22 protein-coding genes and 5 tRNA genes are annotated in these 25,732 nt (G+C 65.6%); 21 read left to right on the top strand and 6 right to left on the bottom strand.

The genetic code is table 11. The features are described 5' to 3' along the window. Window positions 1-85 precede the first annotated feature (85 nt). From QOL82_RS22895 to QOL82_RS22920, 6 genes are all read left to right on the top strand, one after another. A complete protein-coding gene (locus QOL82_RS22895; RefSeq protein ID WP_283444639.1) occupies window positions 86-1,639 on the top strand; it encodes a hybrid sensor histidine kinase/response regulator in 1,554 nt (517 codons plus the stop codon). Between the two features lie 154 nt (window positions 1,640-1,793). Further along, window positions 1,794-1,869: transfer RNA gene (locus tag QOL82_RS22900), tRNA-Ala, on the top strand. Window positions 1,870-1,919: 50 nt separating this feature from the next. Further along, a tRNA-Glu gene (locus QOL82_RS22905) sits at window positions 1,920-1,995 on the top strand. A 141-nt stretch (window positions 1,996-2,136) separates the two neighbouring features. Continuing rightward, a tRNA-Ala gene (locus tag QOL82_RS22910) sits at window positions 2,137-2,212 on the top strand. A 78-nt stretch (window positions 2,213-2,290) separates the two neighbouring features. Further along, window positions 2,291-2,366: transfer RNA gene (locus QOL82_RS22915), tRNA-Glu, on the top strand. Window positions 2,367-2,470: 104 nt separating this feature from the next. Then, a tRNA-Glu gene (locus tag QOL82_RS22920) sits at window positions 2,471-2,546 on the top strand. Between the two features lie 108 nt (window positions 2,547-2,654). On the opposite strand, the gene QOL82_RS22925 is transcribed toward QOL82_RS22920, so the two are convergent. Together QOL82_RS22925 and bamE are read right to left on the bottom strand one after the other, a co-directional pair. Next, entirely contained in the window at window positions 2,655-3,080 is a 426-nt protein-coding gene (locus QOL82_RS22925) for an Hsp20/alpha crystallin family protein (protein WP_283444640.1), read from the bottom strand. Between the two features lie 114 nt (window positions 3,081-3,194). Next, window positions 3,195-3,704: an outer membrane protein assembly factor BamE domain-containing protein gene (bamE, locus tag QOL82_RS22930; RefSeq protein WP_283444641.1), complete on the bottom strand. Its 510-nt coding sequence runs from the start codon at window positions 3,702-3,704 to the stop codon at window positions 3,195-3,197. Window positions 3,705-3,863: 159 nt separating this feature from the next. Between bamE and rpsO the strand changes: the two genes are divergently transcribed. From rpsO to ugpQ, 14 genes are all read left to right on the top strand, one after another. Beyond that, a complete protein-coding gene (gene rpsO, locus QOL82_RS22935) occupies window positions 3,864-4,133 on the top strand; it encodes a 30S ribosomal protein S15 (protein WP_283444642.1) in 270 nt (89 codons plus the stop codon). 188 nt (window positions 4,134-4,321) lie between these two features. Continuing rightward, window positions 4,322-6,436, top strand: a complete 2,115-nt coding sequence (pnp, locus tag QOL82_RS22940) for a polyribonucleotide nucleotidyltransferase (protein ID WP_283444643.1) — start codon at window positions 4,322-4,324, stop codon at window positions 6,434-6,436. Window positions 6,437-6,744: 308 nt separating this feature from the next. Beyond that, a complete protein-coding gene (locus QOL82_RS22945) occupies window positions 6,745-7,671 on the top strand; it encodes a diacylglycerol/lipid kinase family protein (RefSeq protein WP_283444644.1) in 927 nt (308 codons plus the stop codon). Then, window positions 7,668-8,501 (top strand): metallophosphoesterase family protein, encoded by an 834-nt coding sequence (locus QOL82_RS22950; RefSeq protein WP_283444645.1) that lies wholly within the window; start codon window positions 7,668-7,670, stop codon window positions 8,499-8,501. Before QOL82_RS22945 ends, QOL82_RS22950 begins: the two co-directional genes overlap by 4 nt. Before the next feature lie 23 nt (window positions 8,502-8,524). Then, window positions 8,525-9,448 carry a DUF808 domain-containing protein gene (locus tag QOL82_RS22955; RefSeq protein ID WP_283444646.1) on the top strand — a complete coding sequence of 308 codons (924 nt, stop codon included), beginning with the start codon at window positions 8,525-8,527 and terminating at the stop codon, window positions 9,446-9,448. 66 nt (window positions 9,449-9,514) lie between these two features. Next, entirely contained in the window at window positions 9,515-11,935 is a 2,421-nt protein-coding gene (locus tag QOL82_RS22960) for a penicillin acylase family protein (RefSeq protein ID WP_283444647.1), read from the top strand. 211 nt (window positions 11,936-12,146) lie between these two features. Then, window positions 12,147-13,457 carry a sn-glycerol-3-phosphate ABC transporter substrate-binding protein UgpB gene (gene ugpB, locus QOL82_RS22965; RefSeq protein ID WP_283444648.1) on the top strand — a complete coding sequence of 437 codons (1,311 nt, stop codon included), beginning with the start codon at window positions 12,147-12,149 and terminating at the stop codon, window positions 13,455-13,457. Between the two features lie 23 nt (window positions 13,458-13,480). Next, complete coding sequence (gene ugpA, locus QOL82_RS22970; RefSeq protein ID WP_283444649.1) at window positions 13,481-14,365, top strand: sn-glycerol-3-phosphate ABC transporter permease UgpA; 885 nt, start codon at window positions 13,481-13,483, stop codon at window positions 14,363-14,365. Continuing rightward, window positions 14,362-15,210, top strand: coding sequence for a sn-glycerol-3-phosphate ABC transporter permease UgpE (gene ugpE, locus QOL82_RS22975; RefSeq protein ID WP_283444650.1), 849 nt, complete (start codon window positions 14,362-14,364; stop codon window positions 15,208-15,210). The genes ugpA and ugpE overlap by 4 nt, the downstream gene beginning before the upstream one ends. Window positions 15,211-15,273: 63 nt before the next feature. Beyond that, window positions 15,274-16,344 (top strand): sn-glycerol-3-phosphate import ATP-binding protein UgpC, encoded by a 1,071-nt coding sequence (locus QOL82_RS22980; protein ID WP_283444651.1) that lies wholly within the window; start codon window positions 15,274-15,276, stop codon window positions 16,342-16,344. Between the two features lie 49 nt (window positions 16,345-16,393). After that, window positions 16,394-17,287 carry an NHL repeat-containing protein gene (locus tag QOL82_RS22985; RefSeq protein ID WP_283444652.1) on the top strand — a complete coding sequence of 298 codons (894 nt, stop codon included), beginning with the start codon at window positions 16,394-16,396 and terminating at the stop codon, window positions 17,285-17,287. Window positions 17,288-17,380: 93 nt separating this feature from the next. Further along, on the top strand, window positions 17,381-18,415 hold the full coding sequence (locus QOL82_RS22990) for a sugar-binding transcriptional regulator (RefSeq protein ID WP_283444653.1): 1,035 nt from the start codon (window positions 17,381-17,383) through the stop codon (window positions 18,413-18,415). Then, entirely contained in the window at window positions 18,399-19,094 is a 696-nt protein-coding gene (locus QOL82_RS22995) for an MgtC/SapB family protein (RefSeq protein ID WP_283444654.1), read from the top strand. Before QOL82_RS22990 ends, QOL82_RS22995 begins: the two co-directional genes overlap by 17 nt. Before the next feature lie 29 nt (window positions 19,095-19,123). Beyond that, entirely contained in the window at window positions 19,124-19,873 is a 750-nt protein-coding gene (gene ugpQ, locus QOL82_RS23000) for a glycerophosphodiester phosphodiesterase (RefSeq protein ID WP_283444655.1), read from the top strand. A gap of 21 nt (window positions 19,874-19,894) precedes the next feature. On the opposite strand, the gene QOL82_RS23005 is transcribed toward ugpQ, so the two are convergent. From QOL82_RS23005 to glpD, 4 genes are read right to left on the bottom strand one after another with little or no spacing between them, the layout of a single operon-like run. Beyond that, a complete protein-coding gene (locus tag QOL82_RS23005; RefSeq protein ID WP_283444656.1) occupies window positions 19,895-20,692 on the bottom strand; it encodes an HAD-IIB family hydrolase in 798 nt (265 codons plus the stop codon). Between the two features lie 55 nt (window positions 20,693-20,747). Then, a complete protein-coding gene (locus tag QOL82_RS23010) occupies window positions 20,748-21,593 on the bottom strand; it encodes an endonuclease/exonuclease/phosphatase family protein (RefSeq protein WP_283444657.1) in 846 nt (281 codons plus the stop codon). A 37-nt stretch (window positions 21,594-21,630) separates the two neighbouring features. Then, window positions 21,631-22,320 (bottom strand): MgtC/SapB family protein, encoded by a 690-nt coding sequence (locus tag QOL82_RS23015; protein ID WP_283444658.1) that lies wholly within the window; start codon window positions 22,318-22,320, stop codon window positions 21,631-21,633. Beyond that, window positions 22,317-23,837, bottom strand: coding sequence for a glycerol-3-phosphate dehydrogenase (gene glpD / locus QOL82_RS23020; RefSeq protein ID WP_283444659.1), 1,521 nt, complete (start codon window positions 23,835-23,837; stop codon window positions 22,317-22,319). The genes QOL82_RS23015 and glpD overlap by 4 nt, the downstream gene beginning before the upstream one ends. A gap of 332 nt (window positions 23,838-24,169) precedes the next feature. On the opposite strand from glpD, the gene QOL82_RS23025 reads away from it, so the two are divergent. After that, complete coding sequence (locus QOL82_RS23025; RefSeq protein ID WP_283444660.1) at window positions 24,170-25,636, top strand: iron-containing redox enzyme family protein; 1,467 nt, start codon at window positions 24,170-24,172, stop codon at window positions 25,634-25,636. Window positions 25,637-25,732 lie beyond the last annotated feature (96 nt).

Below are 25,732 nucleotides of genomic sequence, written 5' to 3' on the forward strand. Positions count from 1 at the left end.
GTGGCCAGGATAGCGGCACAGATTCAAGCCCGGCCTGACATCGCGTGACGCCGTTGCCCTGGCCGGGCATCATAAAAGGCGTTCTATGCAAGCGCACAAGACGGAGACAGGAACAAGCGATGCGCTGGCCGAACTGGCCGGCGCCAACGAGCTGGAAATCTACCGGCGTATTTTCTACGCATCGCCCGACTATATTGCCTTCAGCCGACTGTCCGACGGCTGCTTCATCGACGTCAACCCCGGCTTCGAGCGCATGCTTGGCTTCCGGCGCGAGGACGTGATCGGCAAGACTTCATATGAAGTCGGCATCTGGCCCGAGTCCGGCGCCGACCAGCGCAAGGAATATGCGAGGAAGCTCCTGCAGGAGCGCGCGGTGCGCGACTATCCCGGCCATCTTCGCACCGCGCGCGGCACCATCATCGATGTCGAGGCCTCGGCCAATATCGTGCAGGTCCATGGCGAGGAGCTGCTGATCGCCATTGTGCGCGACGTCACCGAGCGCAACCGGGCCACCGCCGCGCTGCACGAGGCCGACCGCCGCAAGGACGAGTTCCTGGCGATGCTCGCGCATGAGCTGCGCAACCCGATCGCGCCGATCAGCATGGCCGCGCAGCTGCTGATGGGCGCGCCGGGCGACGAGGTACGCGTGCGCCAGATCAGCCAGGTGATCGCGCGCCAGGTCGGGCACATGGTCAACCTGGTCGACGACCTGCTCGACGTGTCGCGCGTCACGCGCGGGCTGGTGGCGCTGGAGCAGCATGCGCTCGACCTCAACGCGCTGCTGCCGGACGCGGTCGAGCAGGTCCGCCCGCTGATGGACGCGCGGCGGCACACGCTGGTCGTGCAGCCGTCCGCCGAGCCGGCCTGCATCTGCGCCGACCGGCTGCGCATCGTGCAGATTGCCGCGAACCTGCTGACCAATGCGGCCAAGTACACGCCCGAGGGCGGCCATGTGACGCTGGCCGTCAGGCTGCTGGCGCAGCACGTGGAGCTGACGGTCAGCGACAACGGCATCGGCATCGCGCCCGAACTGCTGCCGCGGGTGTTCGACCTGTTCACCCAGGCCGAACGCTCGCCCGACCGCTCGCAGGGCGGTCTCGGCCTCGGCCTGGCGCTGGTCAAGAGCCTGACCGAACTGCACAAGGGAACGGTCGCCGCCGACAGCGGCGGCATCGGGCAGGGCAGCGTGTTTTCCGTGCGCCTGCCGCGGCTGGACATTCCGATCGTGATCGCCGGCGCCGCGCTGCAGCCGCCCGCGGCGGCGCTGCCGGCGCGGGCGCTCAGGATCCTGCTGGTGGATGACAATGTCGACGCCGCCGATACGCTGGCCGCCTACCTTTCCGGGCTCGGCCATGAAGTCGATGTCCGGTATGACGCCCGCAGCGCGCTCGACCTGCTGGATGCAGGCCTGCCCGATGCCGGCATCTTCGACATCGGCCTGCCCGAAATCGACGGCTGCGCCCTGGCCCGCCAGCTGCGCGCCCGGCCCGGCGGCAGGGCCTGCAGGCTGCTGGCGCTCAGCGGCTATGGCCAGGACCGCGACCAGGAGGACGCGCGGCGCGCAGGATTCGACCGCTACTTCGTCAAGCCGCTCGATACCGGCAGCCTGGCGGCGCTGCTGGCGCAGTGGGCGGTGTGACCTGCGTCCTTGGCAATGGCCGGGGCCGGCGCTCTTTCGGGGCGGCGATGCTGCGCCGCCAGCCCGGCGCGGCCATTCCCGGACGCTTTGTCGCGGCGGCCGAAACCCGGGTTTGTATTGCTGAAAACCTTTGCTATAATGCGCGCCTGTTCGGGGGGGTATAGCTCAGCTGGGAGAGCGCTTGCATGGCATGCAAGAGGTCAGCGGTTCGATCCCGCTTACCTCCACCAACATGGTTTCGGCAGTACGCATAGCGGTACAGGCAGCACGGACAGTTTCTGTCCCCATCGTCTAGAGGCCTAGGACATCACCCTTTCACGGTGAGTACAGGGGTTCGAATCCCCTTGGGGACGCCAGCACGGGCCCGCCAGCCGAGCAGTCGGCTGGCGGGTTTTGTTTGAAAATTGCCCAATTCATCAGGGCGATGATCGGAAGTTTTTCGGAAAGCGGATTTACAGCCTTTGTATTGCTAGGCTATAATCTCGGGTCCGTCGCAGGGGGGTATAGCTCAGCTGGGAGAGCGCTTGCATGGCATGCAAGAGGTCAGCGGTTCGATCCCGCTTACCTCCACCAACGCTTCGGATCGCAGGGCAGTGGAAGTAAAGCAGCAACAGCAGTATCGGTAGTGGCCAGCAGTACGGGCAGGTTTCTGTCCCCATCGTCTAGAGGCCTAGGACATCACCCTTTCACGGTGAGTACAGGGGTTCGAATCCCCTTGGGGACGCCAGCATCATCCGGCAGCATGCCGGGAAGTGGATACAGCAGGGCCGCGTTGCGGCCCTTGTCTCGACGGTCCACGCGGGACCGCAACATGCAGTACGGACAGTTCATGTCCCCATCGTCTAGAGGCCTAGGACATCACCCTTTCACGGTGAGTACAGGGGTTCGAATCCCCTTGGGGACGCCAGCATTGCAGAAGGGCCGGATGAAAATCCGGCCCTTTCTGTTTCCAGCGCCCGGTCGCCGCCGGCATTGCCTGGCCATCGGGCGCCGGCTGCTTCAATCGCGCATGCGCTTACTGCACGGCGATCTGCTTCGGCTGGTCCGCCGCCTTCTTCGGCAGGGTCAGGGTCAGCACGCCGTTTTCAAACTTCGCCACCGCCTCGGCATCCTCGACTTCGCCGGCCAACGTCAGCACGCGGGAATACTTGTGCGAACGGCGTTCGGTAAGCAGCGCCTTTTCACCTTCCGCGACCTCATTGGCGACAGTCGACTCCGCGTCGATCGACACGCGCCTCTTGTCTACCGAGATGCGGATTTCCTCTCGGGTCACGCCCGGCAGTTCGGCTTCGATCCGGTAAGCGGCGCCGGTGTCGACGACGTTCATGCGCGGCGCCAGCGGCGCGTTCTCGAGCAGGCCGCCGACGAGGCGTTCGAAGTTGCTGTCGAAGGCACGGGTTTGCAGCAGGGGGAAAGCACGATTACGCAGAATGACATTCATCTTATTTTCTCCTGGGTTCGATTTGGAGCGTCGCTCCGATGTTCCGTAAATAGGGCGCGGCAAACCGATTTCAAGTGTCCGAAAATGGCGAATTCAAATTTTTTGAGCGGTGGTTTACCGGCGGCTGCCCAACGGCCAGGCCATGTCCGGCGTGCGACGCGGGTCGGGTCCGTTCTGCATCATCCGCACGATGCCCGCGTTGTCGAAATGCACGTGCATCACCGAGTCCCAGGCATTGCTTTCGCGGTAGGGGTAGGACCAGACTTCCAGCTGCGGCAGCCGCAGGTAGGAAGTTGCGCTGGGCGCGCCTATCGTATGCAGCACATCCTGCTTGGTCGACTTGCCGGGCTCGATGCGGCTGAAATGCGCGGTGTCGAGCACCTGTTCATAGGAGACGAGCCGGCCGTCGGCGCCGATGCGGGCCATGAACGTGGCCTGGCCCCACGGGCCGGTCATGTATTCGAGCAGGTGCGTGTTGCCTTCGCCGTAGCGGTGGGTCGGCTCGCCCAGCCGCGCGACGATCTGCGCTTCGGATTCTCCCGGCTGGGGCGGGGCGGTGTAGATGCTCGCGCAACCGCCGAGCGCGGCCATTGCCAGCAGGGCGGCAGCCAGGTAATTTTTCATTGTCGTGCTCCTGTCAGCGGTGTAATTAGTTAGGGTTTGAATCGCCGGCCGTATTCCGCTATACTCGCCGGTCCCGTCCATTCCGGATGGGATTTAATCAACTCGTCGTTCACGGTGCCAGGGGTCATGTCTCCAGGCACCGCATGTGAAAGGTATATCATGGCGCAAGAAAAAAGCAGCAAGGCAGCGATCATTGCGGACAACGCACGCGGCCAAAACGATACCGGGTCTCCTGAAGTGCAAGTCGCACTGCTGACCGCCCGCATCAATGAACTCAACAGCCACTTCAAGGCCCACACCAAGGATCACCACTCCCGCCGTGGCCTGATCATGATGGTCAACCGTCGCAAGAGCTTGCTGTCCTACCTGAAGGGCAAGGACGCGACCCGTTACCGCGCCCTGATCGAAAAGCTCGGCCTGCGCAAGTAAGCTCGTTGCCAGCCTGCAAAATCGTGTGAAATGCCTGCATCAGTGAACTGATGCGGGCATTTTTCGTTTTATGGTTCATCGGGCCTGGCGGCGGGTGCATGAAGATGGCGCGCCGCGATGCGTGCCGTCGGTAATGAGGTGGAACGACAGCTCCTGAAAATCTGTCGGCATATTAGAAAGGAACGCCCGTGTTTAACAAAGTAAGCAAGACCTTCCAGTATGGTCAGCACCAGGTCACCCTGGAGACTGGCGAGATCGCTCGCCAGGCTTCCGGCGCCGTCCTCGTGTCGATCGAAGACACCGTCGTGCTGGCCACCGTGGTCGCCCGCAAGGATGCCAAGCCGGGCCAGGATTTTTTCCCGCTGACCGTTGATTACGTTGAAAAAAGCTACGCAGCCGGCCGCATTCCCGGCGGCTTCTTCAAGCGCGAGGGCCGTCCTTCCGAGAAGGAAACCCTGACCTCCCGCCTGATCGACCGCCCGATCCGCCCGCTTTTCCCCGAGGGCTACCTCAATGAAGTGCAGATCATCATCCACGTGCTGTCCGTCAATCCCGAGATCGACCCGGACATCGCCGCGATGATCGGCGCGTCGGCCGCGCTGTGCGTGTCCGGCATCCCGTTCGCCGGCCCGATCGGCGCCGCCCGCGTCGGCTATGTGAATGGCGAATACGTGCTGAACCCGACCGTGTCGCAGCTGGCGAAGACCAAGCTCGACCTGGTGGTGGCCGGCACCGAGACCGCCGTGCTGATGGTGGAATCGGAAGCGCAGGAACTGTCGGAAGAAGTGATGCTGGGCGCGGTCGTCTTCGGCCACGACCAGATGAAGGCCGTGATCGACGCGATCCATGAACTGGTGCGCGACGGCGGCAAGCCGGAAGTCGAATGGAAGCCGGCGGCGAAGAACGAGGAACTGATTTCCCGCGTCACCGGCCTGGCCGAAGGCAAGCTGCGCGAGGCCTACCAGGTCCGCGACAAGCAGGCCCGCACCGCCAAGCTCAAGGACGTGACGTCCGAAGTCGGCGCGGCCCTGTCCGCCGACGGCATCAGCGCGGACAGCGTCGATGTCGGCAATATCCTGTTCGACCTGGAAGCGAAGATCGTCCGTTCGCAGATCCTCGAAGGCGAGCCGCGCATCGACGGCCGCGACACCCGCACCGTGCGCCCGATCTCGATCCGCACCGGCGTGCTGCCGCGCACCCACGGCTCGGCGCTGTTCACCCGCGGCGAAACCCAGGCGCTGGTCATCGCCACGCTGGGCACCGCGCGCGACGAGCAGAAGATCGACGCGCTGATGGGCGAGTACAGCGACCGCTTCATGCTGCACTACAACATGCCTCCGTTCGCCACCGGCGAAACCGGCCGCGTCGGCACGCCGAAGCGTCGCGAGATCGGCCACGGCCGCCTTGCCAAGCGCGCGCTGCTGGCCGCGCTGCCGGCGCCGGAAGACTTCAGCTACTCGGTGCGCCTGGTCTCGGAAATCACCGAATCCAACGGCTCGTCGTCGATGGCGTCGGTCTGCGGCGGCTGCCTGGCGCTGATGGACGCGGGCGTGCCGATGAAATCGCACGTCGCCGGCATCGCGATGGGCCTGATCAAGGAAGGCAGCAAGTTCGCGGTCCTGTCCGACATCCTGGGCGATGAAGATCACCTCGGCGACATGGACTTCAAGGTGGCCGGCACCGCGCAGGGCATCACCGCGCTGCAGATGGACATCAAGATCCAAGGCATCACCAAGGAAATCATGCAGGTCGCGCTGGCGCAGGCCAAGGAAGGCCGCATCCACATCCTGGCGAAGATGCAGGAAGCCGTGCCGCATGGCAAGGGCGAGCTGTCCGACTTCGCGCCGCGCCTGATCACGGTCCGCATCAATCCGGAAAAAATCCGTGACGTGATCGGCAAGGGCGGCGCAGTCATTCGTGCGCTGACCGAGGAAACCGGCACCCAGATCGACATCAGCGACGAAGGCATCGTGACCATCGCGTCGGTCGACGCCGCCGCCGGCCAGGAAGCCAAGCGCCGCATCGAAGAGCTGACCGCATCGGTCGAAGTGGGCAAGACCTACGACGGCACCGTGCTGAAACTGCTGGACTTCGGCGCCATCGTCCAGGTCATGCCGGGCAAGGACGGCCTGCTGCACATCAGCCAGATCGCCAACGAGCGCGTCAATGCGGTCGCCGATTACCTGAAGGAAGGCCAGCAGGTCCGCGTCAAGGTTCTGGAGACCGACGACCGCGGCCGCCTGAAGCTGTCGATGAAGGCGGCAGCGGCGCCTGAAGCCGAGGCAGCGCAGCCACAGGCATAATTCATCCTGCCCGGAAATCCCCTCCCGGCCCGACGGCCCGGAGGGGATTTTTCATGGGCGGCGCGGGAAACCGGCGGCGGGCGCCGGGCCGGCCGTCATGACATCGGGCCGGGGAAGCCGCCGACATTCGTATAATGCAATGTTCGCAACTTCTTCATCCAGGCCCGACCATGATTTTTCGCATGCCGATGTGAGCCAACAGACCGAACAGCCCGGCTGTCCTCCTTATACTGCCCGCTGCCCTGTCACGTCGCCGCCAGGAACCCATAGCCAACTTTTACCGCCAGATGCCAGCCACCCAGCCCGCCATGCCGTTTTTCATCATCCTGAATGCCGCTTCCGGCCACAAGGAAGCCGGCGACACGCGCTCCATCATCAGCCGCGTGATGCGGGAAGCGGGCAGGGAGCATCACCTGCGGCTTGTGGAAAATCCGCAGGACCTGGCCGAGATTGCGCGAACCACGGTCGCGCAGGCCAACCAGGTCGGCGGCGCGGTGGTGGTGGCCGGCGGCGACGGCACCATCAACACGGTGGCCAATGCGGTGCTGCCGAGCGCCTGCCCGCTGGGCATCCTGCCCAGCGGCACGTTCAATTATTTCGGACGCACGCACCGCATACCCGAAGACACGCAGGAAGCGGTGCGGATGCTGCTGAACGCCAGCCCGCAGCCGGTGCAGGTGGGCCTGGTGAACGACCATATCTTCCTGGTCAATGCCAGCCTCGGTCTCTATCCGAAGCTGCTGGAGGACCGGGAAGCGTGGAAGCAGCAGTACGGCCGCAGCCGCATGGTGGCGATGTGGGCGGCGCTGGCCAGCGTGATCGGCGCCCGCCGCCAGCTGCACCTGCACCTGACGCGCGGCGGCGAGGTTGCCAGCTGGCGCACGCCGACGCTGTTCGTCGCCAATAACAAGCTGCAGATGGAGCAGATCGGCATGGCCGAGGCGGATGCGCTGGACAAGGGCTTCCTGGTGGCGATCGCGCCGCGGCCGGTGGGCACCGGCGCGCTGCTGTGGCTGGCGCTGCGCGGCGCGCTGGGCACGCTGGGCCAGGCCGGCGACGTGCGCAGCTTTGCGCTGCGCGAGATGGAAGTCAGGCAGTCGAAACGGCATAGCCGCAGCATCAAGGTCGCGGTGGACGGCGAAATCCTGCGGCTGCATGAGCCGCTGCGCTTCAAGGTGTCGCCGCAGCCGCTGTACCTGCTCAAGGACACCGTGTCGACGGGCGGCGCGGCATGAGCGTGGTCATGCAGATTTCGGATACCCATTTCGGCACCGAGCAGCCTGATGTGGTCGAGGCGCTGCTGCGCATGTTCAAGGAAGAGAAGCCCGACCTGGTCATCCTGTCGGGCGACATCACCCAGCGCGCGCGCCGCAGCCAGTTCGCCGCCGCCCGCGCCTTTGCCGACCGGCTGGCGCCGACGCCGCTGGTGGCCATTCCCGGCAACCATGACATACCGCTGCTGAACATGGGCATGCGCCTGCTGGCGCCGTACGCCAATTACAGCCGCGCGTTCGGGGCCGAACTGGAGCCCGAGTTTTCCGCGCCGCAGCTGCTGGTGATCGGCGTGAACACGACCCGCCCGTACAAGCATGCGGATGGCGAGGTGTCGGTGGCGCAGGTGCAGCGCGTCGCCACCCGGCTGATGCGGGCGTCGCCGGAACAGCTGCGCATCGTCGTCACGCACCAGCCCATCTGCGCGCTCGTGCCCGAGGACGAGGTCAATGTGCTGCAGGGCCATGCGGGCGCGGTGCGGCGCTGGGCCGAGGCGGGCGCCGACCTGGTGCTGGGCGGGCATATACACCTGCCCTATGTCATCCCGCTCAATGAACGCCATCCCTACCTGGCGCGGCGGATGTGGGCCGTGCAGGCCGGCACCGCGGTGTCGTCGAGGCTGCGCCACGGCGCCAATAACTCGGTCAACCTGATCCGCTATGCCGACGGCCAGCGGCCAGCCTGGGCCTGCAGCATCGAACGCTGGGATTTCCAGCCGCAGAACCGTCACTTCATGCCGGTCAACATCACCGCACTCGACCTCGACCGCAGCCTGGCCGCGGTCGCACCCTAATCTCAATAACCAAGGAGTTCTTAATGGCAGCAAGCAGCCTGTTGGCGCTGATTGACGACATCGCCACCATCCTCGACGATGTATCGGTAATGGCCAAGGTGGCTGTGAAGAAAACCACCGGCGTTCTCGGCGACGACCTGGCGCTCAATGCGCAGCAGGTCACCGGCGTGAATGCCGACCGCGAGCTGCCGGTGGTATGGGCGGTCGCGAAGGGATCGATGCTGAACAAGCTGATCCTGGTGCCGGCGGCGCTGGCCATCAGCGCCTTCGTGCCGTGGCTGATCACGCCGCTGCTGATGCTGGGCGGCGCCTACCTGTGCTTCGAGGGATTCGAAAAGGTCGCGCACCGCTTCTGGCCGCATGGCGGCGACGAGGAGCACGAAAAGCTGGCGCTTGCGCTGGCCGACCCCAAGGTCGACATGGTCGCGCTGGAAAAGGACAAGATCAAGGGCGCGGTGCGCACCGACTTCATCCTGTCGGCCGAGATCATCGCCATCACGCTGGGCGTGGTCGCGAATGCGCCGCTGCTGACGCAGGTGACGGTGCTGGCCAGCATTGCCATCGCAATGACCATCGGCGTCTATGGCCTGGTCGCGGGCATCGTCAAGCTGGACGATGCCGGCCTTTACCTGAGCCAGCAGGCGGGCGGTTTCCAGCGCAGCCTGGGACGGGCCATCCTGGTCGGCGCGCCGTGGATGATGAAATCGCTTTCCATCATCGGCACGGCCGCGATGTTCATGGTGGGGGGCGGCATCCTGGTGCATGGCGTGCCGGCGCTTGGCGAGATGATGCATCACATCGAGGAAAGCGCGCATGCATTGCCGGGCGTGGGCGGCGTGCTCGGCTGGCTGGCCAATCCGCTGGGCGGCGCGATTGCAGGCATCGTCGCCGGCGGCATCGTGTTCATGGTGGTGAGCCTGGCGAAGCGGCTGTTCAAGCGCGGATAAAACAGCGCGGATAGCCGGCGCGGATAAGCAGCGCGGATAAAAAAATCAACTATAAGGAGACGAAGGATGCAAATCGTATTGCGCACATTGCCGGCGGCCGTGCTGGCCACGCTGGCACTTTCCCTGGTCCCGGCGCTGCCGGCCGAGGCCAGGCAGGCGATGGAGATGGAGACCCATCGCGTGGCCGGGCTGTCCAGGCCGGCCGAGATCCTGGTCGACCGGTGGGGCGTGCCGCATATCTATGCGCGCAGCCAGGACGATGCGATCTTCGCGCAGGGCTTCAATGCCGCGCGCGACCGCCTGTTCCAGATCGACCTGTGGCGCCGGCGCGGGCTGGGCCAGCTGGCCGAAGTGATGGGGCCGGCCTATGTCGCGCAGGACGAGGCGACCCGGCTCTTCCTGTACCGGGGCGACATGCAGCGCGAGTGGCGCGCCTACGGCGACGACGCCGAGCGCATGGCCCGCGCGTTCACCGCCGGCATCAACGCCTATGTCGACTTCCTGCAGGCGCACCCGGAGCGCATGCCCTTCGAATTCAAGACGCTGGGCTATGCGCCGGCGAAGTGGCAGCCGGAGGACGTGGTGCGCATCCGCAGCCATGGCCTCACCCGCAACCTCAACAGCGAAGTCGCGCGCGCCGCGGTCGCCTGCAAGGCCGACCTGAAGTCGGACGAGGTGCGCTTCGGCCTGACGCCGCCGTGGCAGGCGGCGATGCCGGACGGGCTGGACCCGTGCCTGCCCAAGGACCTGCTGGCGGTGTTCCGGCTGGCGACGCAGCAGGTGCGGATCAAGAAGGACTCGGTGCGCGCGGCGGCTGCCGGCGCCGACATCCGGCTGGCCGCCGAAAGCAATCCCGAAGCGACCGAGGGCAGCAACAACTGGGTCGTCGCGCCGTCGAAGTCGGCCACCGGCCGCGCCATCATGGCGAACGACCCGCACCGCGCCTATTCGACGCCGTCGCTGCGCTACATCGTCCACCTGAACGCGCCCGGCATGAACGTGATCGGGGCAGGGGAGCCGGCGCTGCCCGGCATCTCCATCGGGCACAACGGCACCATCGCGTTCGGGCTGACCATCTTCAACATTGACCAGGAAGACCTGTACGTCTACGAACTGAACCCGGAGCGGCCGAACGAGTACCGCTACCGCGGCCAGTGGGAGCCGTTCCGCGTGGTGCAGGAACAGGTGGCGGTGCGCGGCGGCGCGCCGGCCACGGTCGAGCTGCGCTACACGCGCCACGGCCCGGTGATCTTCGTCGAAAAGGAAAAGAACCGCGCGTTCGCCGTGCGCTCGGGCTGGCTGGAGCCGGGCATGGCGCCGTACTTCGGCAGCGTCGGCTACATGCAGGCGAAGAATTTCCGCGACTTCAAGAAGGCCATGCTGAACTGGGGCGCGCCGACCGAGAATCAGGTGTATGCGGACGTGCACGGCAACATCGGCTGGGTGCCGGGCGGCCTGGCGCCGAAACGGCCCAACTGGGACGGCCTGCTGCCGGTGCCGGGCGACGGCCGCTATGAATGGGACGGCTTCTGGTCCGGCAACGAGATGCCGTACAGCTATAACCCGGCGAACGGCTGGTTTTCCTCGTCCAATGAAATGAACCTGCCGGCCGACTACCCGTACAAGGAGCGCAAGCTGGGCTTCGAATGGACCAACGGCTCGCGCCATGCGCGCATTGAGGAAGTGCTGGCGGCCACGCCCAGGGTGTCGATCGAGGATTCGATGCGGCTGCAGAACGACGACCTGGCGATCCCGGCGCGGCGGCTGGTCGCGCTGGTGCAGCCGCTGAGCGCGGCCGACCCGAAGGCGCACGCGGCGCAGCGTGTCTTCACCGGCTGGGACTATGTCGAGCGCGCCGACTCGGCGCCGGCGGCCCTGTATGAAGTCTGGCTGTCGCGGCATTTGGGGAATGCCTTCAAGAAGGCGGTGCTGACGCCGGAAGCGGCGGCCGCGATGGGCGCGCCGGACGTGGCCGTGGTGCTCGACGCGCTGGAAAAGCCGGATGCGCTGTTCGGCGCCGACGCGCAGGCCCGCCGCAACGCGGTGCTGCTGGAAAGCCTGGCCGGCGCCTATGCCGAGCTGGAGAAACTGCAGGGACCGGAGCCGTCGCAGTGGCAGTGGGGGAAACTGCACCATACGCTGATGGAGCATCCGCTGGCCGCGGCGATGGATGAGGCCGGCAAGGCGCGCCTGAATGTCGGCCCGCTGCCCAAGCGCGGCGGCGCCTACACGCCGAACCAGTCGACCTACCGGGCCACCGACTTTCGGCAGACCAACGGCCCGTCCTTCCGCGTGGTGGTGGACGTGGGCAACTGGGACAACTCGCGCGCGGTCAATGCGCCGGGACAGTCCGGCGACCCGGACAGCCCGCATTACCGCGACCTGGCGGACATGTGGCTGAAGGGCGATTACTTTCCGCTGCTGTATTCACGGGCGAAAGTGGTCGAATCGACGCGCCAGCGCATCCGCCTGCAACCGGTGAAATAGCACGCTGCAAGCCGCGCGCAAGCTGCTGTTTCGGCACGGCGGCTTGCTGCCGGAGCAGCAATGCACATAATTTCAAATAAATTGCACATACGTTCAACATCAGTTATATTCTCGCCAGCTTTCATGCTGGCAAACTTGCAGCGCAAGCCGACGATGGACCGTGTCGTAGCTGCCACGACAGTCCGCGCGAGAATATTGACAGGAGATCCGTATGTCCCACGCCAGAAAGGCGCTCTGCGTTGCCGTCCTGGGCGCCGCAAGCCTCACCTCCGCCCACGCGGCAACTGAAATCAGCTGGTGGTATTCGATGACCGGCGCGCTGAGCGATCGCGTGCTGGGACTGGCCGACCAGTTCAACAAGAGCCAGTCCGAATACAAGATCACGGCCACCTACAAGGGCGGCTACGACGAAGCGATGGCCGCCGCCATCGCCGCCTACCGCGCCGGCAATGCGCCCAACATCCTGCAGGTGTTCGAAGTCGGCACCGCGACCATGATGCAGTCCAAGGGCGCGATCGTCCCGGTGGCCGAGCTGATGAAGCAGGCTGGCGAGAGTTTCGATCCGTCGGCCTACGTGCCGGCGGTGTCCGGCTACTACACGTCGGCCCGCGGCGACATGCAGTCGCTGCCGTTCAATGCATCGACCACGGTCTTCTACTACAACAAGGACAAGTTCGCGAAAGCCGGCCTGGACCCGGAGAAGGCGCCGGTGACCTGGCAGGAAGTCGTGTCGGCGGCCGCCAAGCTCAAGGCCAGCGGCGAGAAATGCCCGTACACCACCGGCTGGCAGTCGTGGGTGCACCTCGAAAGCTTTTCGGCCTGGCATAACGTCGAGTTCGCCAGCAAGGGCAACGGCCTGGGCGGCCTGGACACGCGCCTGAAGTTCAACAGCCCGCTGCATGTGCGCCATATCGAAAACCTGTCGAACTGGATGAAGCAGGGTTATTTCAGCTACGGCGGACGCAAGAGCGAGCCGGATGCCAAGTTCTTCTCCGGCGAATGCGCGATGCTGACGTCGTCGAGCGCCACCTACGCGAACATCGCGAAGAACGCGAAGTTCAAGTTCGCGGTGGCGGCGCTGCCTTATTACAACGACGTGCCGGGCGCGCCGCAGAACACCGTGATCGGCGGCGCTTCGCTGTGGGCCATGAGCGGCAAGAAGGCGGAAGAAAACAAGGGCGTCGCCCAGTTCTTCAAGTTCCTGTCGCAGCCCGAAGTGCAGGCCAAGTGGCACCAGGACACGAACTACCTGCCCACCACCAAGGCGGCGTACGACATGACCAAGAAGTCCGGCTTCTATGAAAAGAACCCGGGCACCGACGTCGCCGTGCAGCAGATGATCGTCAAGACCACCGACAAGTCCCGCGGCATCCGCCTGGGCAATTTCGTGCAGATCCGCAACGTGATCGACGAAGAGCTGGAAAACGTCTGGGCCGGCAAGAAAACCGCGAAGGAAGCGCTGGACGCAGCGGTCAAGCGCGGCGACGAGCAGCTGGTCCGATTCGAAAAGGCCAACCGCTAGTCGGCAGGCATACAAGAGCCATCATGGAAAAACGCGCCCGCTACAAATCTGCCTGGTTGCCCTACGCCCTCGTGGCGCCGCAGCTTATCGTATCCGTACTCTTCTTCTTCTGGCCTGCGGTGCAGGCGCTGTACCAGTCGGTGCTGCTGCAGGACGCCTTCGGCAGCAGCGTGCAGTTTGTCTGGTTCGAGAACTTCGAGAACCTCTGGAACGACCCGAACTACCTGGAGTCCTTCAAGACAACCGCGATCTTCTCGGTGTCGGTGGCCGTGCTGGGACTGGCGATCTCGCTGATCCTCGCGGTCTTTGCCGACCGCGTCGTGCGCGGCACGGCGGTCTACCGCACCTTTCTGATCTGGCCGTATGCGGTGGCGCCGGTGGTGGTGGGCGTGCTGTGGATGTTTCTGCTGAGCCCGTCGCTGGGCATCATCTCGCATGCGCTGCGGCCGCTCGGCATCGAGTGGAACCATGCGCTCAACGGCAGGCACGCGATGATACTGATCGTGATTGCCGCGGTGTGGAAGCAGATCAGCTATAACTTCCTGTTCTTCCTGGCCGGCCTGCAGTCGATCCCGAAGTCGCTGATCGAGGCCGCCGCGATCGACGGCGCCGGCCCGGTGCGCCGTTTCTTCAGCATCGTCTTCCCGCTGCTGTCGCCGACCAGCTTCTTCCTGCTGGTGATTAACATCGTCTACGCGTTCTTCGACACCTTCGGCATCATCGAGGCGACCACGTCCGGCGGTCCGGGCAAGGACACCGAGATCCTGGTCTACAAGGTGTTCTCGGACGGCTTCAAGGGCGGCGACCTCGGCGGCTCGGCAGCGCAGTCCGTGGTGCTGATGTTCATCGTTATCACGCTTACCGTGGTCCAGTTCCGTTACGTTGAAAAGAAAGTGAATTACTCATGATCGAGCGTAGACCCATTCTCGACATGATCAGCCACCTGGTGCTGATCCTGGGCGTGCTGATCGTCGCATTCCCCATCTATGTCGCCTTCGTCGCCAGCACGCAGACAGTCGAGCAGTCGTCGATGTCGCCGATCTCGCTGATACCGGGCGACCAGTTCATCCAGAACTATTCGCAGGTGCTGGGCACTGGCACCACCCGCGTCGCGGTGGCCCCGGTCGGCCGCATGATGTGGGTCAGCCTGGTGTCGGCGCTGGCCATCGCCATCGGCAAGATCGCGATCTCGATGCTGTCGGCCTTCGCGCTGGTCTACTTCCGCTTCCCGGGACGCAACCTGTTCTTCTGGATGATCTTCCTGACCCTGATGCTGCCGGTGGAGGTGCGCATCACGCCGACCTACAAGGTGGTGTCCGACCTCGGCATGCTCAACAGTTATGCCGGGCTGACCGTGCCGCTGATGGCCTCGGCCACCGCGACTTTCCTGTTCCGGCAGTTCTTCCTGACCGTGCCCGACGAGCTTGCGGAGGCGGCGCGCATCGACGGCGCCGGGCCGATGCGTTTCTTCAAGGACGTGATCTGGCCGCTCTCGCGCACCAATGTGCTGGCGCTGTTCGTCATCATGTTCATCTACGGCTGGAACCAGTACCTGTGGCCGCTGCTGATCGCGACCGAGCAGGACATGTACCCGATCGGCATCGGCATCAAGCGCCTGATCGCCGGCGGCGACGCGGCAGTGGAATGGAATATGGTGATGGCCACCCTGATCATGGCGATGCTTCCGCCGGGCCTGGTCGTGGTCATCATGCAGAAATGGTTCGTCAAGGGCCTGGTCGATTCGGAGAAGTAGACCAGCCGGCAGGCGCGTAGAAATCAGACCGCGGCAACCGTGCCGCGGCACAGGAAAAACCCCATGGCACAAGTACACCTGAAGAACATCACCAAGACCTACGGCAACGGCGCGAAATCGGTCGCCGTCATCCACGGCATCTCCATCGACATCGACGACGGCGAGTTCGTGGTCATGGTCGGACCGTCCGGCTGCGGCAAGTCCACGCTGCTGCGGATGGTGGCGGGGCTGGAGGAAATCACCGGCGGCGACATCGTCATCGGCGACCGCGTGGTCAACAACCTGGAACCGAAGGACCGCGACATCGCGATGGTGTTCCAGAACTATGCGCTGTATCCGCACATGAGCGTGTACGAGAACATGGCCTACGGCCTGAAGATCCGCGGCTTCTCGAAGCAGGACATCGAGACGCGCGTGCAGAAGGCGGCCGGCATCCTCGAACTGGGCGCGCTGCTGCAGCGCACGCCGCGCCAGCTTTCGGGCGGCCAGCGGCAGCGGGTGGCGATGGGCCGCGCGATCGTGCGCGAACCCGCGGTCTTCCTGTTCGACGAGCCGCTGTCCAACCTCGACGCCAAGCTGCGGGTGCAGATGCGCCTGGAGATCCAGAAGATGCACCGCGCGCTCGGCACCACCAGCCTGTACGTGACCCACGACCAGGTCGAGGCGATGACGCTGGGCCAGCGCATGATCGTGATGAACGGCGGCCGCGCCGAGCAGATCGGCACGCCGGCCGAAGTGTACGGCCGCCCGGCCACCACCTTCGTCGCCAGCTTCATCGGCTCGCCGCCGATGAACCTGCTGCGCGGCCAGTCCGGCGCGGCCGGGAAATTCCAGCTCGACGGCAATGGCGCGGTGACGCTGCCTGCCGGCGTCGTCGCGCCGGTCCAGGGCGAGTGCGTGATCGGCGTGCGTCCGGAACACCTGCGCCTCGGCCAGCCCGGCATCGAGATGGAAGTCGAGATGGTCGAGTCGCTGGGCGCGGACCTGCTGGTGCACGGCCGCGCGGGCAGCCAGACGCTGGTGATACGCACGCCTGCCGGCACCGCCGTGGAGGCCGGGCAGAAGGTCAGCGCCGGTTTCGACGCATCGACCGTGCACTGGTTCGACGCCGCCACCACGCAGCGGCTCAACTGATATCGCTGCCCTCGATGGCGGCATAATAAAAAGCAAACGGAGGGACGACATGGGCAGGCTTGCATTCCGATTCCTTGCGCTGATGGCGCTCTGCGGCTCCGCCGGCGCGGCCGACGTGCTGGGCGCCAGGCCCGCGCACCTTGGCGCCGAGCTCCCGGCCGTTCCCAACGCCGAGGCGATCGCGAACCGCATCTGGGCGCCGGAGATCGACGCCGGCTATGTGCCGCAGGGCGTGACGGTCGCGAACGGCGAGGTGCTGATATCGAGCTACCGCAGCACCGACCCCAAGGTCGGCACCGGGCCGTGCCGGGTCCACCGGATCGATCCGGCCAGCGGCCGCACGGTCGGGCAGTTCGACATGCCGCCGGGCTGCGGCCATGCCGGCGGCATGGCGTACCTGGGGCAGGGCATGCTGCTGGTGGCCGACACCCGCAGGCTGTACAAGATCGACATGAAGCGCGCCTTTGCCGGCGAGGCCGACGCGGTGGTCGCCACGCTGAACCTGACCGGCGGGATGAAGGGTTCGCTGGTCGACTTCGACGGCAAGTCCATCTTCATCGCCTCGTCCGAGAAGGATGCGTCCAAGGCCCAGGCCTTCTTCCTGCCGCTGTCGCTGTTCGACACGCACAACGGCGCGACGCTGGAGCCGTCGCAGGCCAGCCGCAGCTTCGCGATCCCGGCGGAGGCGCAGGGCGCCGCCTTCGATCGCGACGGCGGCCTGTGGATGACCTTTTCCAACAGCAAGTTCGGCCGCCTGCAGAAACTCGATCCGGCCAGCGGCGCGGTGCTGGCCTCGCATGACATGGTGATCGGCATCGAGGACATCGCATTCGACGAGACCGGGCGCCTGTGGACGGTTTCCGAGGCAGGCTCGCTGCGCTGGTCGCGCTGGCAGGTGTCCTACCCGGTCGTGTTTTCGATCGATCCGCAGCGGCTGCGGTAAAAGGGCGCGACGCACGCCGTATCATGACGACGATGGACACATTCACCAGCAGTGCCGGCCGCCCCAGGCCGCCGGCTGCCTCCGGAGGCCGGCATGCGCGAAGATAAGCAGATCGTTCCCTCCACCGACGACTCGGCGCAGTACATCAACGCCGTCACGGTGGCGCGGCTGTACTACTACCAGGACATGACCACCACGGTCATCGCGCGCGAGCTGAACCTGTCGCGCTCCAAGGTTTCGCGCCTGCTCAGCTTTGCGCGCGACAACGGCCTCGTGGAAATCCACATCAACGACCCGCGCGACCATCCGCAGCAGGTCGAGGCCGCGCTCAAGGAGCGCTTCGGCCTGCCGCATGCGCACGTGGTCACGGTGCCGGAGATGGGCGGCGAGCGCGAGTGGCTGGAGCGTGTCGCCAGCCACGCCGCCAGCTACCTGAACCGGCTGGTGCAGTCGAACATGGTGATCGGCCTGGCCTGGGGCAACACGGTCAACGAGATCGTCTCGCGCCTCACGCCCAAGGCGACCGTCAACGTCGAAGTCGTGCAGCTTAACGGCTCGGGCACGACGCACAGCATGTCGAACGCATTCAGCAGCGAGATCATCATGCGCTTCGCCACCAACTATGGCGCGCGGCCGCAGCCCTTCCCGGTGCCGGCGTTCTTCGACTATGCCGAAACCAAGACCGCGCTGTGGCGCGAACGCAGCGTGCGCCGGCTGGTGGAGCTGCAGCAGCGCTGCGACATCCTGCTCTACAGCGTCGGCGCGCTGGCGGCCGAAGTGCCCAGCCAGATCCATAGCGGCGGCTACCTCGACCCGCAGGACCTGCAGGCCGTGACCGAGGCGGGCGCGGTCGGCGACATCGCGACCGTGTTCTTCCGGGCCGACGGCAGCTACAGCGACATCGCGCTCAACAGCCGCACCAGCGGACCCGACCTCGAACTGTTCCGGCGGGCCAGGCATTCGATCTGCGTGGCGTCGGGACGCGGCAAGATCGAAGGATTGCGGGCGGCCCTGAAAGGCGGCTTCATCAATGAACTGATCATCGATGAGCCGACCGCCAGGCTGCTGCTCGAAACCAGTAACGCCGATGAAGCGGCGCAGAAAACCCCAGATGACCGACACCGTTGAATACAAGATCCTGATGCACCTGCTGGCCGCGCTGGTGGCCGGCGGCCTGATCGGGCTGGAGCGCAGCTACCAGGGAAGGCCGGCAGGCTTCCGCACCCACGTGCTGGTCTGCGTGTCGGCCAGCATGCTGATGCTGGTGACGCTGTACCAGTCGGTCTGGTATGGCATGAGCGTCGCCCATGCGCCCAGCAGCACCGACCCGACGCGGATGGCGCAGGGCATCATGACCGGCATCGGCTTCCTCGGCGCCGGCGTCATCATGAAGGACGGTTTCTCGGTGCGCGGCCTGACCACCGCGGCGTCGATCTGGATCACGGCCGCGATCGGCATCCTTGCCGGCATCGGCTTCTACTTCCCGGTCATCGTGGCGACGGTGCTGACGGTGTCGGCGCTGTCCTTCTTCCGCTGGCTCGAAGGCGTACTGCCGTCGTATTACTATGCGCATCACGTGGTGCGATTCCAGCGCGGCGACGTGCTGGCCGAAGATCCGCTGCGCCAGCTCATCGAAGAGCATGGCTTTTCCATCGCCAACATGAGTTACGGCATGCAGGACGGCGGCCGCACCTTCGAGTACCGGATGGTCATCCGATCGCGCGACCGCGCCAACGTCAGCCAGCTGGTCGACTCCTGGCGCAGCATGAAGCATGGCGTGATCGAGTTCCGGATCGACCCTGCCTGACAGTTTTCAACCCAGGAGTAATGCAAGTCATGTGGCCTTATCCCAGAATCATTGCGCATCGCGGCGGCGGCACGCTCGCCCCGGAAAACACCATCGCCGGCCTGCGCTGCGGCCTCGAGCACGGCTATCGTGCCGCCGAATTCGATGTGATGCTGTCCGCCGACGGCGTGCCGGTGCTGATGCATGACCCGGCGTTCGGCCGCACCGTGCCCGGCATCGGCAACGTGTCGGAAACCAGCGCCGCGCTGCTGGCGACGATGGACGCCGGCAGCTGGTTCGGCCCGAAGTTCGCCGGCGAGCCGGTGCCGAGCTTCGCAGAGGTGATCGCCTTCTGCCACGAGAACGGCATCTGGATGAATGCCGAGATCAAGCCGTCCCCCGGCTATGCCGCCGAGACCGGCCGCGCCGCGGCGGCGCTGCTGAAGCAGGCGCTGGCGGAGCAGGGCGGGCAGCGGCTCATGCCGCTGTTCTCGTCCTTCTCGCCGGAAGCGCTGATGGCGGCCCGCGACATCGCGCCCGAGATCCCGCGCGGCCTGCTGATCGGCCAGGTGCCGGACGACTGGCAGGCGCGGCTCGAGCAGGTGGGCGCCACCGCGCTGCATACGAATTACAAGAACCTGAAGGAAGAGCAGGCCAAGGCCGTCAAGGACGCCGGGTTCGGCCTGTTCTGCTACACAGTGGACGACCCGGCGATTGCGCGGCGGCTGCTGGACTGGGGCGTCGATGCATTCTGCACCGACCGGGTGGACCTGATCGCCGCGGACTTCGCAACGCGCTGACGCGGCAGTGTGTCCTGGCGGCTAACGGCGCACGGCCAGCAGCCGCTGCGCCAGCTCGGCGAAACCGTCGCCGCCGCGCCCGTTGGTCACGTAGGCCGGCGGATGCGTCAGGTCGGCGGCAAATTCCGCCACGTTCGCCACGCCCACCGCCTGCGGGAAATAGCCGAACATCGGCTCGTCGTTGGGCGAGTCGCCGATGAAGAGATAACGCCGCCGCGCCTGGTCGAGGTCGATCGCATAGCGCTCCTGCATCATCCGCCGCGCCATGCTGAGCTTGTCGTAGTCGCCGAACCAGCCGTTGACATGGATGGAGCTGATCTTGGCCGTCATGCCGGCGGCGCGCATCAGCGCCGCGATGTGCTCGACCTCGCTCCTGGACAGCGCCGGCACGTCCTCGCAGAAGTCGATGGCGATGTCGGCGATGCGGCAGAACTGGTCGGACGCCAGCGCGCATCCGGGCACGGCCGCCAGGATGTCGGCGGCGACCACTTTCAGGCGGTAGGCATTGGCGGCGCGGGTGGCGTCGTCCACCAGGAAGCGCTGGCGCAGTTTCCTGGCCTCGTGGTCATGCCAGAAGTAGAACGCGCCATTCTCGCCGACCACCGCGTCGACCGGCCACATCCGGGCGAAGTGGTCGCACCAGCCCGCCGGACGGCCCGTGATCGGCACCACCAGCAGGCCGCTTTCGTGCAGCGCTTCGAGCGCCGAATAGGCATGCGCCGGCAGCCTGCCGTCGGTGGTCAGCGTGTCGTCGATGTCGAGAAACAGGCCCTCGATGTTTGCCAGGTCGGCATCGGGCAGGTCGTGCAGTGGCAGCATGCGAAAATCTTTCAGGCGTTTGTTTTAGTGGTTGTCGTGTTGTTGGCCGCGATGTTCATCGCAGTGTGAGGAGCACAGGCTGGTGGTCCGACGCCTGCGTGAGGCCATCGACCCGGACGTCGTCGATGCGCGGCAGCAGGTCGCCGGTCACGAAGATGAAGTCGCTGGCATAGGCGGCGGGCCACTGGTGGCGGTCGTAGATGCCCAGCGTCGGCGGATGCGCAATGCCCGGCCAGCGGGCAGTCCAGGCGTCATGCAGCGGCAGGCTGCCGTCGGCGTAGGGCTGCCGCAGCAGCGCATGCAGCGGGTCGTCGGGCTTGAAGTTGAAGTCGCCGGTGATGATGGCGGTGGCCGGCCGCGGCAGGCTGCGGTAGGTGCCCTCGCTGCGGTCGAGTTCGATGAATGAACGGGCGTCCGCGCAGGCTTCGGCATGCAGCGCGCGCACCGCTTCGAGCTGCGCCGGGCGCTGCAGCGCCGAATAATATTCGAGGTGGGTGGTCATCACGCGCACCAGGCCGAACGGCGCCTCGAGCACGGCTTCGAGCAGCAGGCGGCGCATGTTCCGCGTCGACGGGTCGGGCGGCGCCGGCAGCAGGTGCCGGTAGACCTGCCGCACCGGCAGCCGCGACAGGATCATGTTGCCGAAGCGGCGCCGGCGCTGGCCGTCCGGCAGGTCGATGGCGACGCCTTCAACCGCGGTATAGCCCGGCAGCAGCGCCGCCAGCGCGGCGAACTGGTCGCGGTCGTCATTGTCCTTCAGCGCCGGAAAGTTGTCGGCGACTTCCTGCAGGCACAGCACGTCGAAGTCGGCCAGCGCGCGCGCATGGTCGACGATGCGCGCCAGGTCCACGCGGCCGTCGCAGCCGCGGCCCCACTGGATGTTCCAGGTGATCAGGCGCATCGGATGTCTCCGCGGGATAGGGCGGCTGCGCGGGTCGTCATGCCGGCTCGATGCGGAATTCGAGCACGCTGCCGTTGGCCTTGTGCCATGTCTGCGCGAGGCGAGTCGCATTTTCGCGGTCGCGCGAGCGGATCACCATCCGGTACTCGAAGACCCGTCCCGACTCTTCCATGCTGTAGCTCATGTTGGCGATGGAAAAGCCATGCTCGGTAATGAGGTCGCGCAGCGCATCCTCGGTCATCACGCTGGCGCAGGAAAAGCGCACTACGTGCAGCGCATAGTAATAAGCCGGCAGGATGCGCTCGATCCAGCGGAAGATGGACAGCGCGGCAATGGTCAGCACCGTGACCACGATGACGGGAAAATAGAAACCGATGCCGGCCAGGATGCCGATCGCGGCGGTGATCCAGATCGACGCCGCGGTGGTCAGGCCGCGCACCGAGAGGCCGTCCTTCATGATGACGCCGGCGCCGAGGAAGCCGATGCCGGTCATGATGCCCTGCGCCATCCGCGTCGGGTCGGTGCGCACGGTGTCGGCCAGCGGCGCGATGTACCAGACCGACTGGTACAGGGTCACCAGCATCAGCATGCTGGACGACACGCAGACCAGCACGTGGGTCCTGAAGCCGGCCGGACGCCCGTGGTAGCTGCGCTCCAGCCCGATCAGGCCGCCCGCGCAGAGCGCGGTCAGCAGGTGCAGCAGGATGCTTTCATTCAGGGCGTTCATGCTGAAAACGGCGTGATCCTGCTGTTCTCCATGTAACGGGCGAAGTGATCGCGCTGCTGCGGCGTCATGTGCAGGCCGGCCTTGGTGCGGCGCCACAGGATGTCGCCGGCCTCCTGGGCCCATTCATGCTCGATCAGGTAACGCACCTCGCGTTCATACAGCCTGCCGCCGAAGTGCTCGCCGAGGTCGGCAGGCTTGCGGGCGTCGCCCAGTATCTCGATGGCATTGCTGCCGTGGCGCTGCATCAGCGCGGTCAGCAGCGATTCCGGCATGTCCGGGTAGCGCTGGGTCAGCTGCGGCAGGAAGGCGGCCTGGCCGCCGGGCGGCAGGTCGCCGCCGGGAAGCGCTTCCGACCCGGTCCACTTGCCGTTGGCGCCGCCCATCCACGGCGCGAGCTTGTCGAGCGCCGCTTCGGCCAGCTTGCGGTAGGTCGTGATCTTGCCGCCGTAGACCGACAGCTGCGGCACGTTGACCTCGCCGTCCTCCAGCACCAGCGTGTAGTCGCGGGTGACCGCGGACGGGTCCTCGCTGCCGTCGTCGTACAGCGGGCGGATGCCGCTGTAGCTCCAGACGACCTGGTCCGGCGTCACCGGCTTGGCCGAGTAGCGGCTGACCTGGCTGCACAGGTAGTCGAGCTCCTGCTGGCTGATCGCGCCGCCCTCGCTGATGCTGTTGACCACCATGTCGGTGGTGCCGATCAGCGTGAAATCGCGCTCGTAGGGAATCATGAAGATGATGCGCTTGCCGCTGTCCTGCACGATGTACGCATGGTCGCCTTCGTACAGCTTGGGCACCACGATATGGCTGCCCTTGACCAGCCGTACGCTGGCCTTGGTGCGCGCATGGCCCAGCGTGCCGGCGACCTGGCTAACCCAGGGGCCGGCCGCGTTGACCAGCATGCGGGCGCGCACGGTCTGGCGCTGCTGCGTGGCCGTGTCTTCCAGTTCCGCGTGCCACAGGCCGCCGTCGCGACGGGCGCTGATGAAGCGGGTGCGCGGCAGGATGCTTGCGCCATGCTCGGCCGCCGAACGCAGGTTCAGCAGCACCAGCCTGGCGTCGTCGACCCAGGCGTCGGAATAGATGTAGCCCTTGTGGAACTCGGTCTTGAGCCCGGCGCCGTACGGCGTGCGCAGCAGGTCGATGCCCTTGGAGCGGGGCAGGGTGGTCTTGCCGCCCAGCCTGTCGTACATCAGCAGGCCGGCGCGGATCATCCAGCCCGGCCGCAGGCCCTTGGCATGCGGCATCACGAAGCGCAGCGGCCAGGCGATGTGCGGCGCTATCTTCAGCAGCACCTCGCGCTCTGCCAGCGCTTCGCCCACCAGCCTGAATTCGTAATGTTCGAGATAGCGCAGGCCGCCATGGATCAGCTTGGTGCTGGCCGATGAAGTCGCGCTGGCGAAGTCGTTCTGCTCGCACAGCGCGACCGACAGACCGCGGCCTGCGGCGTCGCGTGCGATGCCGGCGCCGTTGATGCCGCCGCCGACGATCAGCATGTCAACCTGGGAGGGAATATGCATGGTAGCTGCGTCCGTCAATAAAGATCAGTCAATGAGGGGTCACGCCGGCATGAATTTCTATTCAGAAACTACAGGTGAACAGATGTGCCGAGCCTATGAATTTCTGTAAATATACGCCGATTTGAACGGATGTGCAATGTGTCTGAAACAATGTGCAAGCGTTGTCGAAAAGAATGCGCTTGTAGGGATTGTCCGACCCGCATTCCTCCTGTTGGCTGATTGTTGGCAGGCACTTCGGTGCCGATAATCCGGGGACTAGTTGGCCCAGGCCAATCCATATGCCGGCGACGCTGCTACAACGATGCCGCCAGTGCCGAGGAAGAGACGAAACCATGCTGAACCAGCCGATGCAGTTGAGTGAACAAATCCATTACAGGCAGCCTGACCGGGCCGCGCCGGCCACGCCGCTGCGTCGGCTGTACCGCGACCTGATGCGCGACGAGCCGTCGGCGCGGGCGGTGGACGATGCCGATGCATACCTGCGCAAGCAGCTTGCCGCGACCGACGCGCTGGAGTCCGACCTCCCGGCGGACATCGACGATATTTCCGACTGGATCGTGCATAACACCGCGCTGGTCGGCGAGCAGTACCGCAAGTACCTGCAGGATCGCAAGGCCGGCGGCCCGCGCCAATATTTTTCGAACAAGTCGCATGCACTGTATTTCCTGAAATCGGTCGCGCCGACCAAGCTTGTCGACGGCGCCTGGCTGTACGGCCTGGTGCCGCACTGGAACGACGCCCGCTTCACCGCGCTGATCCGCATCTATCTCGAGGAACTGGGCGACGGCGTGCCGGACAAGAACCATGTGCTGCTGTTCAAGCGCCTGCTGTCGACCCACGGCTGCGACCGCTGGGAAAACCTGAGCGAGGATCATTACGTGCAGGGCGTGCTGCAGCTGGCGCTGGCGCGCCATGCAGGCAATTTCCTGCCGGAAGTCATCGGTTTCAACCTGGGCTACGAACAGCTGCCGCTGCACCTGCTGATCTGCGCATACGAACTGAATGAACTGGGCATCGACCCGACCTATTTCACGCTGCATGTGACCGTCGACAATGCCGACACCGGCCATGCGCGCAAGGCGCTCGAGGGCCTGCTCGAAACCATGCCGCGCATCGGCGACCGCGCCAGCTTCATGGCCCGCGTGGCGCGCGGCTACAAGCTCAACATGCTGGGCGCCGGCACCAACTCGGTCATCGACGAATTCGACATCGACCGCGAGATCGTCGCGCTGTTCGCGGAAAAAAGCGTGGTCGGCAAGGAAGCGCATTCGGACTACTGCCGTATCGGCGGCCGTGCGATCAACGACTGGCTGGCCGACCCGGCGCAGATTCCCGCCTTCCTCGATGCGCTGGTCGAACGCGACTGGATCCGTCGCGGCCAGGATCCGCAGAACAGCCGCTTCTGGCGCTTGCTGCAGGGGGAGCGTGCCGAGATGTTCGGCGTGTTCTCCGCCTACGAGCAGCAGGTGATCTACGACTGGATCGCCGACGGCTGGGAAGGTGCGCAGCGCCGCCAGATCAGCTTCCGCGCCCGCCAGCGGCTGATGGACACGCTGGGCGAGCCGGCGCAGATCGGCTGGCATGGCGTGCGCGGCGTGCTGCGCAACCCGGCGCAGCGCAGCGCGGCCGAGGACCAGACCGACTTCAATGTCGAGCTCCGCACGCTGGAGGAAACCCTGGCCGGCATGGAAAGCCGGGACGAGGCGATGCGACTGCTGACCAAGCTGATGTCGCCGGCCAGCCACCACAGTCCGGCCGGCCTGATGGCCACGCGCATCTACAGCCGCATGCTGGGATAAGGGCCGATAAGGGGCCGCGGCGCGGGAGACGGAATGTCCCGCGCGCCGTGGGCCTTGCCAGGCGAGCCGCGCCGGAAACGGCCGACAGCCGCCATG

It is taken from the genome of Noviherbaspirillum suwonense, from assembly GCF_900182955.1.
Lineage (GTDB): Bacteria > Pseudomonadota > Gammaproteobacteria > Burkholderiales > Burkholderiaceae_D > Noviherbaspirillum_A > Noviherbaspirillum_A suwonense.

Excerpts from the sequence above, each read along its gene's own strand:
- QOL82_RS22895 (WP_283444639.1), top strand. The coding sequence starts at position 86 with ATGCAAGCGCACAAGACGGAGACAGGAACAAGCGATGCGCTGGCCGAA.
- QOL82_RS22925 (WP_283444640.1), bottom strand. The coding sequence starts at position 3,080 with ATGAATGTCATTCTGCGTAATCGTGCTTTCCCCCTGCTGCAAACCCGT.
- bamE (WP_283444641.1), bottom strand. The coding sequence starts at position 3,704 with ATGAAAAATTACCTGGCTGCCGCCCTGCTGGCAATGGCCGCGCTCGGC.
- rpsO (WP_283444642.1), top strand. The coding sequence starts at position 3,864 with ATGGCGCAAGAAAAAAGCAGCAAGGCAGCGATCATTGCGGACAACGCA.
- QOL82_RS22945 (WP_283444644.1), top strand. The coding sequence starts at position 6,745 with ATGCCGTTTTTCATCATCCTGAATGCCGCTTCCGGCCACAAGGAAGCC.
- QOL82_RS22950 (WP_283444645.1), top strand. The coding sequence starts at position 7,668 with ATGAGCGTGGTCATGCAGATTTCGGATACCCATTTCGGCACCGAGCAG.
- QOL82_RS22955 (WP_283444646.1), top strand. The coding sequence starts at position 8,525 with ATGGCAGCAAGCAGCCTGTTGGCGCTGATTGACGACATCGCCACCATC.
- QOL82_RS22960 (WP_283444647.1), top strand. The coding sequence starts at position 9,515 with ATGCAAATCGTATTGCGCACATTGCCGGCGGCCGTGCTGGCCACGCTG.
- ugpB (WP_283444648.1), top strand. The coding sequence starts at position 12,147 with ATGTCCCACGCCAGAAAGGCGCTCTGCGTTGCCGTCCTGGGCGCCGCA.
- ugpA (WP_283444649.1), top strand. The coding sequence starts at position 13,481 with ATGGAAAAACGCGCCCGCTACAAATCTGCCTGGTTGCCCTACGCCCTC.
- ugpE (WP_283444650.1), top strand. The coding sequence starts at position 14,362 with ATGATCGAGCGTAGACCCATTCTCGACATGATCAGCCACCTGGTGCTG.
- QOL82_RS22980 (WP_283444651.1), top strand. The coding sequence starts at position 15,274 with ATGGCACAAGTACACCTGAAGAACATCACCAAGACCTACGGCAACGGC.
- QOL82_RS22985 (WP_283444652.1), top strand. The coding sequence starts at position 16,394 with ATGGGCAGGCTTGCATTCCGATTCCTTGCGCTGATGGCGCTCTGCGGC.
- QOL82_RS22990 (WP_283444653.1), top strand. The coding sequence starts at position 17,381 with ATGCGCGAAGATAAGCAGATCGTTCCCTCCACCGACGACTCGGCGCAG.
- QOL82_RS22995 (WP_283444654.1), top strand. The coding sequence starts at position 18,399 with ATGACCGACACCGTTGAATACAAGATCCTGATGCACCTGCTGGCCGCG.
- ugpQ (WP_283444655.1), top strand. The coding sequence starts at position 19,124 with ATGTGGCCTTATCCCAGAATCATTGCGCATCGCGGCGGCGGCACGCTC.
- QOL82_RS23005 (WP_283444656.1), bottom strand. The coding sequence starts at position 20,692 with ATGCTGCCACTGCACGACCTGCCCGATGCCGACCTGGCAAACATCGAG.
- QOL82_RS23010 (WP_283444657.1), bottom strand. The coding sequence starts at position 21,593 with ATGCGCCTGATCACCTGGAACATCCAGTGGGGCCGCGGCTGCGACGGC.
- QOL82_RS23015 (WP_283444658.1), bottom strand. The coding sequence starts at position 22,320 with ATGAACGCCCTGAATGAAAGCATCCTGCTGCACCTGCTGACCGCGCTC.
- glpD (WP_283444659.1), bottom strand. The coding sequence starts at position 23,837 with ATGCATATTCCCTCCCAGGTTGACATGCTGATCGTCGGCGGCGGCATC.
- QOL82_RS23025 (WP_283444660.1), top strand. The coding sequence starts at position 24,170 with ATGCTGAACCAGCCGATGCAGTTGAGTGAACAAATCCATTACAGGCAG.